The organism is Nostoc sp. (assembly GCF_036917675.1).
GTDB lineage: Bacteria > Cyanobacteriota > Cyanobacteriia > Cyanobacteriales > Nostocaceae > Nostoc.
The window spans coordinates 86,096-102,378 of record NZ_JBALCT010000003.1 but is presented as its reverse complement, the minus strand read 5'-3'; the positions used below and the strand labels follow the sequence as shown (position 1 = coordinate 102,378).

Genomic DNA, 16,283 nt, shown 5'->3' with positions numbered 1-16,283 from the left:
TGTTAGCATCTCTGTACGATCTAATTACCTTGATTTTTAATACCAAGTCCCCGATGCGAACAACCATAGGCTCTGTTCATAGGAATTCGCCAACACCGACTACTCAAGCCTACCCTCCCTCTGTACCACTATCTGTATACAGGGAATTGTCAACAGAGTTACAAGCAACACAGGTGAGGCTAAATGCACTCACTACCCAAAATCAGCAATTAGCACAAGAAAATCAACTACTACGACAAGAAATTATCAAAGTCGTTGAGTCTTTTTCTCACTTGCAAAAGTTTGTGGATTCCCATGCTACGCCTAGTTATCACCAAGCTACCCAAGCTTCTGGCGACGTTAAAAGTGCCACCAAACAGCCAGTAACACAAGCGCGTCCACGTCAGCAGGTTTATCGTTCCCATCCACCCGTTATCCCCAAAGCCCCACGCGAACAAAGCCGCCACCAAGACTTTTCTCCACCTGTAATGGAAATGAATTTTCCGATACCAGAACCAGTTTTTATAGAAGAGCAACAAGTAAGTTATTATTCCGCTACTGAGCCTGATATTAAGGGACTCAATAGCTGGTGGTTAATTATCACCATCTTATTAATCATGTTGACTGCCTTTAGTGCTGGATATTTCGTTGTGCGTCCCTTGTTTGAACATCAGAAACGTTAGTTGAAACTCCTACAGTCAGCAGCAAGAGGCTTTCGGGCTACCGTGCAATTTGTCTACAATCACTCTCTAAATATCCGAACAAATCTGCTAAATGGCGGAATTTATTTATTTTTAGGTTATAAAAGCTACATAAAATGCTAAATTGACAGCAACTTCTTTATGTTAGAACCTCAAAAATTATCCAATTAATAAATCCTTCCTGGTTCTCATGTCCCAAATTCTCAAGCAAAGCATCTACACTTTAAAAAAAGTGGTAATTATTACATATGTTTTAGGAAAAGCACTGCTAGTTACAGCTTCAGACAACGGATCTGGTTAGATATATAAACGAAGCTAGTAGAAGTCAGGAGTCAAGAAGATGAAAAAAGTGGAAGCTATTATCCGGCCATTTAAGCTAGATGAGGTGAAAATTGCCTTAGTTAACGCTGGTATTGTTGGGATGACTGTTTCTGAAGTTCGGGGGTTCGGACGTCAGAAAGGTCAAACTGAACGGTATCGCGGTTCTGAGTATACCGTTGAGTTTCTGCAAAAACTCAAAGTGGAAATCGTCGTTGACGATAGTCAGGTTGATATGGTGGTGGACAAAGTTATTGCTGCTGCCCGCACTGGTGAAATCGGCGATGGTAAAATTTTCATCTCGCCTGTTGAGCAAGTGATTCGGATTCGCACTGGCGAAAAGAACACAGAAGCAGTTTGAGTGCTGATAAGCTCCTGAACTATATGCCTATATATGACTCAATAAGTCACATATAGGCATATTTGTCTATTAAATTATTATTGTCCAATTTAAATAATTCTTGTGAAAAAGAATTAGAGAATGAATGAACAAGTATTATTGCTAACATCAAAAGCTCAGAAACCTAACCCCCCTTCCCTACAAGGGAATGGGGATTTCAAAGCCTCTTGATCTTTCGGGGAGAGGAATGGAAGCGGGATTTTTGGTATACTTTACGACTTTTTGATTCAACCTCTTAGAGGCGATCGCTACGGAATGAAGATTTAGAATTTCCCGATTTGTGTACATTCGCACATTATATGTCGCAATTCGCAAACCATGTCGCAACTGCTTTTAAAGCCTGGAAGCTTTTTTGTGCAACTCTTATAAGTTATTTACACCTATAAAAGATAGTTTCACTCAATTTGCATATTGTATGTCGCAAATCTATACTTCGCAAATTAAATGTCGTTTATTAATATTTATTGTTTTGCACATTAGATGTCGCTTCTTTAAGGATTTTATGGTACATTAGTCTCTTAATTATTCATGAGTGGGCTGCACTCTATGGCAGACGAAGAATCTGAGTTTACTGAAGGATCAACGCAAGCTCCAGACGCTATTTTGCTTGACAAGAGTAATTTTGTCATAGATCCATCCCAAATTATTGTGGCAACGTCCGATAGGCATAAACTGACATTTAATCTTATCCAGTGGCTTGCTGAGTCACGCAACCGCGCTATTAAATCTCAGAGAAAGCAGTCCGTTGCAAATACCCTGGATGTTTCTACTCGCCAGGTGGAACGTCTGCTCAAGCAATACGATGAAGACAAGTTAAGAGAGACAGCAGGAATAGAACGAGCAGATAAGGGAAAATATCGAGTTAGCGAATATTGGCAAAACTTCATCAAAACAATCTATGAAAAGAGTCTTAAAGACAAACATCCAATATCACCAGCATCTATAGTTCGTGAAGTGAAGCGACACGCAAGTGTGGATCTTAAACTCAAGCTAGGAGAATATCCTCATCAAGCTACTGTTTATAGGATTTTAGACCCTTTAATTGAGCAACATAAACGGAAAACAAGAGTTAGAAATCCGGGTTCGGGATCTTGGATGACAGTGGTAACGCGAGATGGTGAACTACTGAAGGCTGAGTTTAGTAACCAAATTATTCAATGTGATCATACTAAATTGGATGTTCGCATAGTTGATAGTCATGGCAATTTATTGTCTGATCGTCCTTGGCTAACTACTATTGTGGATACTTATTCAAGCTGTATTGTTGGTTTCCGCTTATGGATTAAACAACCAGGCTCTACAGAGGTGGCTTTAGCCTTAAGACACGCTATTCTACCTAAGAACTACCCTGATGATTATCAGTTAAATAAGTCTTGGGATGTTTGTGGATATCCCTATCAATATTTTTTTACTGACGGTGGCAAAGATTTTCGCTCAAAACACCTCAAAGCCATTGGTAAGAAACTGGTGTTTCAGTGTGAATTGCGCGTTAGCGAAGCTCTTCTGAAGGAGGCTCGCCCACCGGAAGGCGGTATTGTAGAGCGGATTTTCAAAACTATTAATACTCAAGTTCTCAAAGATTTACCTGGTTATACAGGAGCAAATGTCCAGGAACGCCCAGAAAATGCAGAGAAAGAAGCCTGTTTAACAATACAGGATATGGACAAGATTTTAGCAAGTTTCTTTTGTGATATTTACAACCATGAACCATATCCTAAAGAGCCTTGTGATACCAGATTTGAACGCTGGTTTAAGGGTATGGGAGGAAAACTACCTGAACCTTTGGATGAGCGAGAATTAGATATTTGTTTGATGAAAGAAGCCCAACGAGTTGTTCAAGCTCATGGATCTATTCAGTTTGAAAACTTGATTTATCGTGGAGAATCACTCAAGTCATATAAAGGTGAATATGTAACCCTGAGATATGATCCAGACCATATCCTGACTTTATATGTTTACAGTTGTGAAACTGATGATAATGCAGACGATTTTTTGGGTTATGCTCATGCCGTAAATATGGATACCCATGATTTGAGTATAGAAGAACTCAAAGCTCTGAATAAACAGCGAAGTAACGCTCGTAAGGAGCATTTTAATCAAGATACTAACTAAGGCTGTTTTACATTCTCTTAAAAATGGATTTCATAAAGTTGATGAAGGTATTTTAGAAAAAATTGCTAGTCATTATGGCACAAAATATGTTCCTCTCGAAAACAGAAATAGGAATGAGTGAAGATGATGAAATTCGCACAAAGTTAGGTTATGTCGAGCCATACGAAGGAGAGAGCATTAGTCATTATTTGGGGCGGTTACGTCGATTTAAGCCTAACAGCCTACCTTCAGGATACTCTTTAGGAAAAATTGCTGGTCTTGGTGCTATTACGGGACGATGGGAAAAACTTTACTTTAACCCATTTCCTAATACACAGGAGTTGGAGGCTTTGGCATCTGTGGTGGTAGTTAATGTGGATAGATTAAGTCAGATGTTACCACCCAAGGGGATGACGATGAAGCCCCGACCAATTAGATTATGTGCTGCTTGTTATGCGGAAGTACCTTGTCACCGAATTGAGTGGGAGTTTAAGGAGAAAATGAAGTGCGATCGCCACCAATTACGTCTGTTAACCAAATGTACGAATTGTGAGACACCTTTCCCAATTCCCGCAGATTGGGCGCAAGGTGAATGCCCTCACTGCTTTTTGCCTTTTAGTACAATGGCGAAGCGTCAAAAAAGGCTTTCACAATAGCGGGTGAGTTTTATAAGCGATCGCACTTCCACTAATAGCCCAAAGACTACCAATAAGAAAGAGACGGGAATGCTCCACGTCTCCAAGTGATGGGAAATTACCTATGATGTCCTGTTACGCTACATCTGCTACCAATAAGCCATTAACAGCTATGATGATCAACTGCGCTTGCAAAGGAGTCTCAAAACAGGGTCTTTCATCCCTATTACAGGTCTGGGCTACCCATTTACCCTCAAGATTTTGATAAAAAGTACCTAGCAATTGCGAACCGTTCTAAACTCGATAAAGTTCTCCAAAATCATCGGTAACAGAATCAATCTCTATTTCTGGTGGTGCTGGGTCGTGTAGATGGTTAAGGTATTGTTTTTTGATGTCGATTATATTTTTACATTAAAAACTCTATATAGCTAATTTCATCTTGGTAACTTAAGTAATCATTATAATCGCCACTAAATTCATTGGGAGTAAATCCATCATAGTAAAGTTGACTGCGGTAAAACCAAGAAGATTTTTCACAATTTCTATGGCAATTATCAATATAGTTATGTGGAGAAGACAATCTATATTCACATTGGTATTTATATTCATAGTTCAAATCTAATTTTTCAAATTTTGGGTTAGATATTTTCTCTTCTATATCTGATTCTAAACTTTCATTTGAAATTCGCTTATTTTTTTGAATAGAAGGAAAATTTTTGGTATCAAAGACTTTTCCAAATTTTACATCTACTATTGTAGGAGAGTTTTGCCTTGAGATATTTTGTGGTGCCTTAACTATACTCACATGAGCAAAGCTATTAATTGTTTCAACGGTGACAGTAATAGTAACGTTGCTGCATTTATCATCTATAGACAAAGTACCATGCGAGTTAATATTACCGTCTGTTGCTTTCCAATTTACATTATTAACGTCTATCTCATAGCAGTGTTGGTCTAAACCTTTAACTGTGAAATTAATAGTTTCATAGGGTTTTAGCAGTGCTTTAGTGGGATAAATTTCTAAGTGCCTTAAAACAGGTACAACTGTAATTTCTGCTGAAGCACTTAGATTAGCCGTTGCTTGGTTTAAACACAAACTACTAATAAATCCAAAAAGGCGAGAAGCTAGTTTTATAAGAGTCTTGGTTATCCAAGCTTCTAACTCTAGCTCGAAGTTGTCTATTTCTGTTTCTGTAATCGTGCTGCTAACTTCAGATGTATCTTCGGAATTTGACTCAGTAATTAATTCATCTTGAAACTGTGCCAAAAAACGAAGAAAATAAGACAAAATCTTGCTCGAAATTCCAACGTTAAAGAGCAACACTCTTGACTTTTTAGTTAACTTAGGAGTTAAATGAGAGGTTGCAGTTACTAAAAACTGGCCTTTAGCATTACAATCAACAATAAAATTACCATTTTGGTCAATATCTCCCCCAGATGCTTCCCAAAGAATTGCTCCGGGGTCAATCTCATCACCAAACTGATCAAAACCAATGACGGTGAAAGTTTGGCTTTCATTAGGTTTGAGGTGTACAGCAGGTGGAGAAATATACAATCTTCTTAAGATTGGTAGTAAAGTAACATAAGCTAATTTCCGAACATTGCCAACTGAGGCAGTAACAGTAACCTCTCGTTGGCTATAACCGCCTTGGAATAATCCTTGACGGCTGATTGAACCACCTTTAGTTGATTTCCAATCTACTTTTTCAAGTGCCATCTGACTATCTTGTTGGTCAAATCCAATGACGGTAAAAGTTTTAGTTTCTTCAGGTTCTAGCTGTATTTGAGGAGGAAAGATTTCTAATCGCCTTAATACTGGAGGAACACTGACATGAGCAGAGACACTGAATCTTCCGATAGTGGCAGTAATGGTAAATTCACCTTTTTGGTTACTGTCAGTAAAGTAATAAGCATCGTGATCAATCGTGCCGCCTGTTGCTTCCCAATTTATTCCACTGATAGCGATCGCATCCCCACGCTGATCGAAACCCATTACTTCAAAATGCTGCCATTCTCCAGGATTCATCACAACTTGCTGCGGAGAAATGACCAGTTCGGTTAGCCTCGAAGGTTCAATGACTTTAAAATGGGCTGTACCTTTAATATTTCCTACCGTTGCACTTACTGTAATATTTGCATCTCTGTCAACTGCTACAAAAGTTCCATCTGGGTAAATCTTACCCTCTGTTGTTTGCCAGTGAATGTTTTGAATTTTTACTTCATTGCTAAATTGGTTAAATCCCCTAACCCTTAAATTAAGCTGTTCATTCGGTTTAAGTTGCGTTCCTTGTGGCTCAATTTCTAAACTTCTCAGAACTGGAAGCAAGCCTACACAAGCTACATCGCGGACATCTCCAACAGTAGTAATGATGTCAACTGTATCTATGTCGTAACTACCAATGAACATACCATCATCATCAATCAATCCTCCAGTTGTAGATTGCCAATCAACTCTTCCTATGCCAATTTCATCTCCTTCCTGGTTAAATCCTTTTGCAGTAAAGGTTTGGATTTCATTAGGTTCAATTTGTATGTCCTTGGGAAAAATTTCTAGCCGTTGTAAAACTACAGGTACAACAACTTTGGCAAAAGCACTTACATTTTGTTCAATTGCACAAGCTGATATGCTAAAGTCACCCTTGGCATTTTGATTAACTATAAAATTCCCATCTTGGTCAATTTTTCCACCCGTGGCGTTCCAAGCTATTTTCTCAGTTGCGATCGCATTACCCCGTTGATCTAAACCTTGAATGCTAAAATGTTGGTGTTCCCCAGGCTTCATTTCAACTTCTTGGCGAGAAATGACGAGTGTAGTTAATCTCGCAGGTTCAATGATATTAATTGTTCTAGAGGTGCTAATCTCTCCAACACTAGCAGTGACACTAATTTCTTGCTCTTGATAACTGGCTTGTAATCTCCCGTCAGAAAAAATTGTGCTGCCTGTTGCACTCCAAGTTACTTCTTCAAGCTTGATATCACTACCATACTGATCCACACCTTTGATAGTAAAGTGCAAACTCTCACCGAACGTCAATGTGGATTTTAAAGGAAAAATAATTAATGTTTTGAGTTTGACTGGTTCAATGAGTGTGACTGAAACAGAGGTTTTGACTGCTTCTAAATTTGCTGTAATTGCAAATTCGCCAGGATTTTGTCCAGCATGGAAAGTTCCATGATCATCAATAGTGCCACCTGTCGCTTGCCACAATAATTTTTCTACACCAATTTCTGAACATCGTTGATCTAACCCTCTGATATTGAAAGCTTGAACTTGACCACACTCCAGCTTTATTTCTTGAGGTGTAATAATTAATTGTGCCAATTTGGAAGGTTCGATAATAGTAACTGATGCAGAGGTTTGGAAGCTTCCTGCTGTAGTTGTAACTGTAAATTCTCCCTCTTCTTCACCTGCTATAAATAAGCCACTGTTATCAATATTGCCTCTCTCTGCCTGCCATGATAATTCTTGAACACTAATATCTAAACCATTTTGGTCGATTCCTTTGATAATAAAGGTTTGGCACTGACCACACTCAAGCTGTACTTGAAGGGGAAAAATTGATATGTGGCTTAATCTTGATTCAGCAGAACCTTTTAGGGGATGCAGTAATTGACCTGTATGTAAATTCCAAAGTTTAATCCAGTCATTACTGGCGGTGGCAAAAATTTTACCATCAGGGCTGATAGCAGCAGAAGAAACAAAACCAGAGTGACCTGTCAAAGTACGGACTAATTGTTTTGTTTCAATACACCACTGCTTCGCGTTATCATTACTGGCGCTAATAAGATTTTTGCCATCATGACTAATAACAAGGTTATTGACTGTATCAGTTAACTCTTGATGAATAGAGTAGCTACATTTTAATTTAGATATATTTAATGTATGTGTCTGCTTATTTTTTTTGCTAATTAGGTCGCCTAGAGAAAGGAATGGCAGACCAATCCAAAACACGGCTCCTGCTGTTAACTTACTAATTACTATTAAAAAAATAAATCCTATAATTTTAGAAATTAAGCTTATATTATCTGAATTAGAATCAGATTTTGATTCATTTTCAGTATTAGAAAGTACTTGCCAAATTTTAATATCTCCGTCACGGCTACCACTAATCAAGAATCTACTATCTTGGCTAATCTTAACTGCTTGTACCCAGTCTAAATGTTCTTCTAAGGTGCGCTCTAATTCTCCTGATTGTAAATTCCATAATTTAACCATTTTATCTGTACTACCACTGGCAATAAATTTTCCATCTGGGCTAATTGCTAGACTTAAAACTGAACCCGAATGGTTTTTAAGGGTATGTTGCAATTTACCTGTATTTAAATCCCAGACTTTAATTGTTTTGTCTGCACTTGCGCTAACTAGAGTTTTGCCATCAGGTGTAATTTCTGCGGCATTAACCCAGTTGGAATGAGCATTGATTTCCCGAATTAATGAGCCTTTGCTTAGATCCCATACTTTAATTGTTGTATCTGCGCTACTACTTACAAGGGTATTGCCATCTCGATTAATAGCGACAGATAAAACCCAATGAGAATGTGCATCGATGGTGCGAAGCAATTCTCCTGTTTGTAAGTTCCAAACCCAAATTTTTTGCCAGCTTCCTCCCACTAAAATTTGATTATCAGGACTGATGGCAACACAGGCAATTGTATCTGTAGGGAATATCGGTTTATTAGACCTTATTTCTCCAGAATTTTTGCAGAGATAAGGGTTGTGTTGATGGAGTATCCAGTAAGCAGATTGTCGGATTTTTTCTGAATTATCCTGTAACGCTTGCTGTGTGAGCAAATCTAACCCTTGCTGACCCAAAGTTAGTGCTTGTTCTAAAGCTATGAGTCTCTGCTGTTCGCAATTGTCTGCTAAATGCCGCTTGGCTTTTGCTAGCGGTAAAGATTCCTTTGATTTATTAAACATAAGATTCTCATTTATACACTACTCTCAGTATTCCCATTTATGAGGTTGTAACAACAATGGCGAATAATGTTTAAATGAGTGATTATAATGACAGGGTAAGGTATCTCAAAATGTAGCCATTTATACAGATGTTTAAGAAGAATGATGGTAAGTCCAAGGAAAGGAATTACAATTAGTCAGCCTAAATGACTTGGAGAGTATTTCTAAGGGATGATCATCCTTGTCCCCCTCAATTCCTGGTTAATGATGTCCAAAGGATTTGCTCCCAGTTGTTCTCAACAGGCGAACCGTCCGAAGACTCTTGAGGCGATCGCCTTAAGTCAGCGCCTCAACAATTATTTTGCCTCCCTTAAAGACCCACGGGTGGAAAGGACTCGCTTGCATCAATTGAGTGATATTTTAACCAGACGCTCGCGGACTCGCTAACGCTGCGCTATCGCAATACTGGCGGTGCTATCTGGAGGCAATGGATGGGAAGATATGGAAATCTACGGAGGAGGTCAAAGGTTGACCGCCTTTGGAAGTATTAAACTCCGAAACCTTGACGAAAATGTAATAGGAGATTTACATAGGAGGATGCTAAGGAGCATTTCCTGAAAAACATTTAAATGCGTAACTCACTATCTAGGTTTGAGAAAGGGTTTTGCTTGCCTTCTCTATTGTTTCAATTATGCCTGAAACTGCTTATACTGCCCGTACTAATAATGCTTTTGTTCTGACTGAAACCATTAGAGTTGCCGAACTGATGCACCTTGGTGCAACCCAGGAAGATATTCGGCAACGGGTATTGGTGGAGGATTTGTTTCAACTGCGCTCTCAAGTTTCCCGTGAGCGGGCACTGCAAACTGTTCTCAAACGCCTTCAGCAAGTACCAGAGAAATACATTCAATTAATAGCAACTGGCAATCCTGATACTCGGCGACTCACTATCCTGTTTCTGATTCTGCGAGAAAATCGTTTGCTACGCGAACTCATTGCCGAAGTGCTGCTGGACAAAATTAAGGCTTTTGATTACCTGTTAACTTCCGCCGACTTGCGAACCTTCTTTGAAGGGAAGCGAGAACAAAGTTCAAAGGTGGCTGCATGGTCTGACTCTACTTATAAAAAGGCTGCTAGCAACACTATACTGGTACTAATAAATGCGGGTCTGTTACAGCCCATGTCACCACGGAGAAATTATCAAATTCGTGTTGTTTCTGTGCCATCCCCCCTTCGTCAACAACTCCTCGCTGATGGGCTAGGTCATTACCTGACTCTGATGCTTGATATTTAATCAGCTGCCAGAGCTTTAAATACTGCGTCTACTGGATCAGCGTAAAACGATGTTTGAAATTTAGCAAACAACTCTGGCGGAACACTGGCTAAATCGACGGCGCTGGACATAGGTAGAAGGATGCGTTTTGCGCCAGCATCAAAGGCTACTTGTAGGCTACCCGCTAGATTACTGACTGGGGTAATTGTCCCGCCTAAAGTCATCTCGCCAAATATGGCAAATTGTGTCTGGACACTTCGTTTCAGGGAGGCGGAGCATAAGGAAATAAATAATGGTAATGCACTTTCCTTTGGTGTCCCAGCGCCTTGAAAGTCTAGTAACTGGAGCAAGAAATCCCAATTGCTTGGGTGAATACTGCTACTAACCCGTTGAGCATTAGCTTTGAAGTAATTCATGGCAATATTCAAACTATCCTTCATCTTGGCAGTATTTGCTACACCAGTACGTACTAACTTGCTATTACCGGGTACTGCTTGCAGTTCGAGTTTGAATGTGCCGATTATGCCGCTATCTCCAATACTGACAAAGTGTAAATGACCTGGAGTCAGCACATCTTGGCTAATCAGGCTTGACCCTCCTTGTTCTGGGACTGAGACAAAATGCTCGTCTAAAGTTTCGAGATCGATGTAGCTGAAATGCACATCGTAAAATTCCATACCGCCAATTTTCTTTAGTTGTTCTTTGACACGCCGCCGCACCCGCAGCCCATAAACTAGAGCTTCACGCACGTCTTCCTTGCTAAATGAACCGTCTGGGAAGAGTAGTTTCAATAGCCCTGATACCGTTTTACGAACTCCTTGGACATCCCGTTGCTTCAGGTTATTACCCAATCGAAAGTAGAGGTCGATCGCATCAGCAAAACTGCGTTTACGCATTTCTCGCAGCCATTCGGCTAAGTAATCAACAATGAACCCGTATTGATTGGTGAAATTTTCTGGGCTAAACTTGGGGATTTCCCAGCCAGGAATATAAGCGTGAAAGCGGTCAAAGAAAGCGGTGTCAATCATGGCTTCGGGGAAGGGTGCAAGCAGGTGAGAAGTTTTTACCAAGGATTCTACGCTTTGATTAATGTTGCCAACAAAAACCATAGAAGCACTGGCGTTAATCTCAGCCTTACCTCGTGCAAAGGAACCCGATGCCATGTAGTCTTTCATGATTTGCACACCGTCATTATCATGAAAGCTGATACCTGCTACTTCATCAAAGGCAACCACGTCAAATAAACCTACCAGTCCGATGCGGCGTGTGGACATATTGTAGAAAAGGTTCGCTACTGTGGTTTTGCCACCAGAAAGAAGGATTGAGTTCGGAGAAACTTCTTTGTAAACGTGGGATTTGCCTGTAGAACGGGGGCCAAGTTCGCAACAGTTGTAATTATTTTCGCAAAGGGGAACTAAACGGGCAAGTAGATGCCATTTTACATCTTCTTTAACGGTAGTAGGTTCTAGTCCCGTTGAGCGAATCAACAAGTCAATCCATTCGCTACGGGTGAAAGCTGGGCGACCTGCAAACAGTTCATCCATATCTACACTAGGCATTTGGATCGGTTTGAGGCTTCCCACAATGAAGGGACTGGGTTTGGTTCCGGCTTCATACTCTAGTTGCAGAATACACCAGATACCACCACCCAAAAGTTTTTGGTTCGGTTTAACAATTTCCGGGTCAATGACTACGCCTTTGACTCCCAGATTCATTAAAATCCCTTGGTAAATGTCATCTCTCTCGTTGAGCGTCACTGTCACCCTGTCAATGATAGTGAATCGCCCCAATTCCCGAATCTTAGATTTGACCTGTTCTGCCTCATCAGGACGGACGTAATTTTGAGCTAGGATATTTTTTACACGAGCAACACCCTCCTCAATGGTGGTTTCGTCGTCGGTAGCACAGTACATACCCAACAAGTACTCCAGCACATACACGGGTACGTTAGCACCTTCTTTGATACGCTTAGTCAGGTCTTTACGCACTACCTTTCCAGGATAAATGCTGTTTAGCTTTTGATTCAGGTCATCCATTAGAGGCAGGGGGCAATATTGATGTCACCGATATTGTGACTATATTGGCTCAGAAATCTCCAAAGTCGTTAGCAATTCCTAAACTAACTGCCCAAGCTTCTTTAAGCAGTTCACTCTCGTCATCTGCATCCTTGACTATTAAATAGACGTTCGTAGGGGGATTAGTGGTAGTTACAGTCAACCTTAAGCTAATTTCCCGATCGCTCGGATAAATACTGGTGCTGCTTAAGTTGGTTACTCGCACGTCCGTTATGGGTATATTGGTTTGAGGATCGTACAAAGCAACTGTAATCTGACGCGATCGCCACTTCCCCTCAACTGCATCAGTTTGCACTAATGTCAAGCTAAAACGATTATTTGTCACTCTTCGGACTCTGGCACTTACCTGCACTCCGACTTTCCGGGCTGGGCCATCGTCGCCTTTAACTGCCCGTTGGTGATGATAGGTAATGACTGGTACGCAGACTTCCTGAAGCGATGCTCCACCGTGGACAAACTGTGCTCCTGCACCTTGAACGGCAAAGCGTAAACTACCACGGGGTACGATCGCAACTATGCCATTTTCTGTATAGGGCAGACTAAAGTGCAGTAAGGTTGGGTCATTCACTTGCTCTCGTGCTAACAAATAGCGGCGTTTGCTTTCCAGAACTGCTTCGCCACTTGGTAAGGGTCGCTTGTCTGCCTCTTGGATCGGGCAACGTTGATATAAAAACCCGTGATCAGCAGTGATGATCACGTTTGTACCGTTGATAGAATTACAAATTTTCTTTACCAGCCGCAGCAGTTCGTTAATTGCTGTTCCGCAAGCTGATAGTACTTGACGTTCGCTGGATGCCTGATCGCCGATCGCATCAATGACGTTGTGATAAATGTAGATTAGGCGATAGGGTTGTACTATTAGCCGTCCTTCCTCTGTACTCATGGCTAGCAGGTCTTTGGCATTGAGTACCGTAGAATCAACACGGCTATTTTCGGTTAGTACTTTTTGTCTTGCTACCGTACCCTTAGTACTAAGTCCATCAATTTGGACATCATCATCACCTGGTATCAGTTCTAGTTTCGAGCCAGGAAGAAGTGCTGCCATGCCCAACCGCGTCACACTAGGTAAAACTCCAAATTGCGCCTCCAGTTCAGTTTCACCCCGCATTTCTTTATAAATTACTTCTTGGAGTTCGCTGGCGACTTCGTAGCGCAAGGCATCGGAGATAATTACAAATACTTTTTCGCGATCGCTCCGTTCTAAAATGGGGAAAACGTGCCTAGCGAAGAACTTGCTTTGAGATGCAATGCCCTCCAATTGCCAATGATCGCTAACAGCATCAGACCAAGCTTCTCCTAAACTATCCAAGAACCATTGAGTATATAAATTTTCTACATCTTCAATTAACCCCTTGAGGATATCTCCTTGAGCATCATCACTGGCAACAATAAAATGACGGTAAGCTCTATCAAATAAGTGCAAATCACTGGCATAAGCTTTAAAAAGGACTGGGGCTGACTGGCGGAATCCTGCTGTATACTGCTGCTTGAATTCTAAAATAGCGATCGCAGCATCTATTGCTTGATAAATTTTCTCATACTTAGGAAACCAAATCAGAGTGTGACGGGTTTGTAACCAAGTACGCCAAGATGCAAGTTCGGTTTTTTGTTGCCCTGTTTGCGTTTGTAGTTTTTTGACACAGGTACGGATTAATACCTGATCTACAACTTCAAAACTAGCTGCTTCAAATAAAACTTCTGGTTCTAAATTCTCTATCGCATCAAATATCTGTAATTGTTCTGCCACTTCACTGCTTAGGGACTTCCAACCTGAAGAATCCTGTTGGTCGCGCATCCACTGGTCGATAAATGCGTAAGCCCGTTGTCCAGGGCTGATAACTTGGTTCGCTAACTGAGGTGGAATAACACCGTTCAATGATATAGCGAAATGCGTCACTAGCATCTGTATAAACAACTTGTTTAAGCTGGGGTGTTGTTTGGGAAAGTCAGTGTATTCCACCGCTACCTCCCAGAAGGCTTCTGCGGAGACAAAACGCTCAATATCAGACCAGAGGGCGTTATCAGTTTCTAATAACCCTCCTAGCAACACTCGCCTGATCAGTGTGCCTGCATCGGGTACTTTTAAACCTGCAAGGACGGAAAGCATAGCCAGAAGTAATTCTCGTTCGTCGCTATCAGGAGAAATCCCCATTGCTTGTAGGGCTTCTGTCCGTTTGCGGCTTTTAAAGAATTTTATCTGTTCCCGGATGATAATCTCTAGACGGCGCGATCGCAATCCTAAGTCTGCATAGATGAGGGCAGCCGGGTCAGCAGAGAAGGTTAAACCGCTTTTTTGGATGTCCAGAAGCCAGTTTTCTTGGGGCGCAGGTTCGGGAAAGGGGGCGTAGAGTAGAAAAGTTTGATTGGGTTGCAGAGTAAGTAAGCGATATTTGACGGTGAAAGGGGTGTCAGCGAGTTGGAGTTTTTCTACGCCTTCAAGTTGGAGTTCATTAAAACTACTAGCAAATTGTTGTTCAGGATCGTACCAAAACACCACCCGCCGTCCTGGGTGTAACCAACGGGCAGAATCTTGAAAGAGGATTTCTAGGGTGTTTTGGATACGAGCGGTGTTCATTCTGTTGGCTTTTCTGCTTCGGCAGTTTGCAATTGTTGCACCTGTTCAACTGTCAAACCAGTCACTTTTGCAACTACTTCGATAGACATCCCCTCTTTTAACATATTGATAGCAACACGTCGAATACCTTGGTCTCGACCTTCGGCTAGTAATGATTGATAAGTTACTGACTCACGCATAATATCTCTTTGCAGCAAACGCTGAATCACTTCTTCTTCTAATACTAGCCCAGCCAGGATGAATGCACATGCAGCAAGGTTATTTTGAGTCCGTTTATCGGTGATATTGTCAATTAATGTTGCGACTTCCTGTAAAGTATTAGTTTTACTATCTGTATTGCTTAAAACTGCAAATGGAAGTAAACCGGAAGTTTGCAAAATATTTCTTTTGGTTGTTCCCATTGCCCGCCCTAGTTGTGCAAATTAAATGCCCGACAGCTTAGATACTTGAAGTAGAATTTGCGCTGCATCCTACCATATTCCTTCCACATTTAGAATGAAATAGCCTTGAAGCTCACCCGAACATTTAGGTATTATTGTTTGTACAGCAGTAAAAGAGTTGGATGAATCTTTATGCTTTTAGAGTTAAGACAATTGAGGATTCAACCAGGACAGCAACTATTACTTGAGGACGTTAGTTGGCAGCAATTTGAAAATATTTTGGCGGAATTAGGAGAACATCGCGCTGCCAGAATTTCCTATAGTCATGGTTTTTTAGAAATTATGGTTCCCTTACCCGAACATGAAAAAGCCAAAGAAATTATTGGCGATATAGTCAAAATTTTACTAAATGAACTAAGTATTAATTATGATGCTTTAGGTTCAAGCACCCTAAAAAACGAAAAAATGAGTCAGGGAGTAGAACCGGATACTTGTTTTTACATTCAAAATCAAGCGGCAGTTATTGGGAAAAATCGCATAAATTTAAGTGTAGACCCACCCCCTGACTTAGCCATAGAAATTGATTTAACTTCTCGGATGCAATTAGATAATTACCAAATTTTGGAAGTACCAGAACTTTGGCGATATGGAAAACAAGGCTTACAAATTAATGTCTTGCAAGGTGGAAAATATGTAGAGTCAAATTTTAGTCCTACTTTTCCAGATATTCCGATAATTGAGCTAGTAAATGAATACGTCCAGCAAAGTCAAGTTGTTGGTAGCAGTCAAGTAATTCAAGCTTTTAGAAATTGGCTGCGGGATAATATTTAATTGCATATTTAATTCCAGGGCTATTTCATTCTCATCTAGCCCGTCTTAGAATAAATTCTGAGTCTAATAGTGAAACTCGTCTAAAGACGACTGAGAAAAGGTTTTAGTCCGTTTTAACGGACTTTAGC

The 16,283-nt window shown here is 40.7% G+C and carries 11 protein-coding genes; 7 read left to right on the top strand and 4 right to left on the bottom strand.

The window, feature by feature from the left end:
• Positions 1 to 53 precede the first annotated feature (53 nt).
• From V7K31_RS01045 to V7K31_RS01030, 4 genes are all read left to right on the top strand, one after another.
• Positions 54 to 662, top strand: a complete 609-nt coding sequence (locus V7K31_RS01045; protein ID WP_335092065.1) for a hypothetical protein — start codon at positions 54 to 56, stop codon at positions 660 to 662.
• Between the two features lie 358 nt (positions 663 to 1,020).
• Positions 1,021 to 1,359: a P-II family nitrogen regulator gene (locus V7K31_RS01040; RefSeq protein WP_292800919.1), complete on the top strand. Its 339-nt coding sequence runs from the start codon at positions 1,021 to 1,023 to the stop codon at positions 1,357 to 1,359.
• Positions 1,360 to 1,944: 585 nt separating this feature from the next.
• The gene (locus V7K31_RS01035; RefSeq protein WP_335092064.1) at positions 1,945 to 3,510 is read left to right on the top strand and encodes a Mu transposase C-terminal domain-containing protein; all 1,566 of its coding nucleotides are present in this window, start codon (positions 1,945 to 1,947) and stop codon (positions 3,508 to 3,510) included.
• 74 nt (positions 3,511 to 3,584) lie between these two features.
• Positions 3,585 to 4,145 (top strand): TniQ family protein, encoded by a 561-nt coding sequence (locus tag V7K31_RS01030; protein WP_335092062.1) that lies wholly within the window; start codon positions 3,585 to 3,587, stop codon positions 4,143 to 4,145.
• Between the two features lie 385 nt (positions 4,146 to 4,530).
• Here the strand turns inward: V7K31_RS01030 and V7K31_RS01025 are convergent, their stop codons facing one another.
• Complete coding sequence (locus V7K31_RS01025) at positions 4,531 to 9,042, bottom strand: WD40 repeat domain-containing protein (RefSeq protein WP_335092061.1); 4,512 nt, start codon at positions 9,040 to 9,042, stop codon at positions 4,531 to 4,533.
• 210 nt (positions 9,043 to 9,252) lie between these two features.
• Here V7K31_RS01025 and V7K31_RS31725 point away from each other — a divergent pair, with 210 nt between their 5' ends.
• Complete coding sequence (locus V7K31_RS31725; RefSeq protein WP_442941181.1) at positions 9,253 to 9,468, top strand: hypothetical protein; 216 nt, start codon at positions 9,253 to 9,255, stop codon at positions 9,466 to 9,468.
• Between the two features lie 244 nt (positions 9,469 to 9,712).
• Positions 9,713 to 10,315, top strand: a complete 603-nt coding sequence (locus V7K31_RS01015) for a DUF1819 family protein (RefSeq protein ID WP_335092060.1) — start codon at positions 9,713 to 9,715, stop codon at positions 10,313 to 10,315.
• On the opposite strand, the gene brxL is transcribed toward V7K31_RS01015, so the two are convergent.
• The 3 genes from brxL to V7K31_RS01000 are packed head-to-tail and all read right to left on the bottom strand — an operon-like array spanning position 10,312 to position 15,345.
• On the bottom strand, positions 10,312 to 12,330 hold the full coding sequence (gene brxL, locus V7K31_RS01010) for a protease Lon-related BREX system protein BrxL (protein ID WP_335092059.1): 2,019 nt from the start codon (positions 12,328 to 12,330) through the stop codon (positions 10,312 to 10,314). The genes V7K31_RS01015 and brxL overlap by 4 nt on opposite strands.
• Positions 12,331 to 12,379: 49 nt before the next feature.
• Complete coding sequence (pglZ, locus tag V7K31_RS01005) at positions 12,380 to 14,944, bottom strand: BREX-1 system phosphatase PglZ type A (protein ID WP_335092058.1); 2,565 nt, start codon at positions 14,942 to 14,944, stop codon at positions 12,380 to 12,382.
• Entirely contained in the window at positions 14,941 to 15,345 is a 405-nt protein-coding gene (locus tag V7K31_RS01000; protein ID WP_335092057.1) for a hypothetical protein, read from the bottom strand. The genes pglZ and V7K31_RS01000 overlap by 4 nt, the downstream gene beginning before the upstream one ends.
• Positions 15,346 to 15,516: 171 nt before the next feature.
• Between V7K31_RS01000 and V7K31_RS00995 the strand changes: the two genes are divergently transcribed.
• Positions 15,517 to 16,155, top strand: a complete 639-nt coding sequence (locus V7K31_RS00995; protein WP_335092056.1) for a Uma2 family endonuclease — start codon at positions 15,517 to 15,519, stop codon at positions 16,153 to 16,155.
• Positions 16,156 to 16,283 lie beyond the last annotated feature (128 nt).

Coding starts and splice junctions, on each gene's coding strand:
- V7K31_RS00995 (WP_335092056.1), top strand. CDS start 15,517: ATGCTTTTAGAGTTAAGACAATTGAGGATTCAACCAGGACAGCAACTA.
- V7K31_RS01030 (WP_335092062.1), top strand. CDS start 3,585: ATGGCACAAAATATGTTCCTCTCGAAAACAGAAATAGGAATGAGTGAA.
- brxL (WP_335092059.1), bottom strand. CDS start 12,330: ATGGATGACCTGAATCAAAAGCTAAACAGCATTTATCCTGGAAAGGTA.
- V7K31_RS01045 (WP_335092065.1), top strand. CDS start 54: ATGCGAACAACCATAGGCTCTGTTCATAGGAATTCGCCAACACCGACT.
- pglZ (WP_335092058.1), bottom strand. CDS start 14,944: ATGAACACCGCTCGTATCCAAAACACCCTAGAAATCCTCTTTCAAGAT.
- V7K31_RS01015 (WP_335092060.1), top strand. CDS start 9,713: ATGCCTGAAACTGCTTATACTGCCCGTACTAATAATGCTTTTGTTCTG.
- V7K31_RS01035 (WP_335092064.1), top strand. CDS start 1,945: ATGGCAGACGAAGAATCTGAGTTTACTGAAGGATCAACGCAAGCTCCA.
- V7K31_RS01025 (WP_335092061.1), bottom strand. CDS start 9,042: ATGTTTAATAAATCAAAGGAATCTTTACCGCTAGCAAAAGCCAAGCGG.
- V7K31_RS01000 (WP_335092057.1), bottom strand. CDS start 15,345: ATGGGAACAACCAAAAGAAATATTTTGCAAACTTCCGGTTTACTTCCA.
- V7K31_RS01040 (WP_292800919.1), top strand. CDS start 1,021: ATGAAAAAAGTGGAAGCTATTATCCGGCCATTTAAGCTAGATGAGGTG.
- V7K31_RS31725 (WP_442941181.1), top strand. CDS start 9,253: ATGATCATCCTTGTCCCCCTCAATTCCTGGTTAATGATGTCCAAAGGA.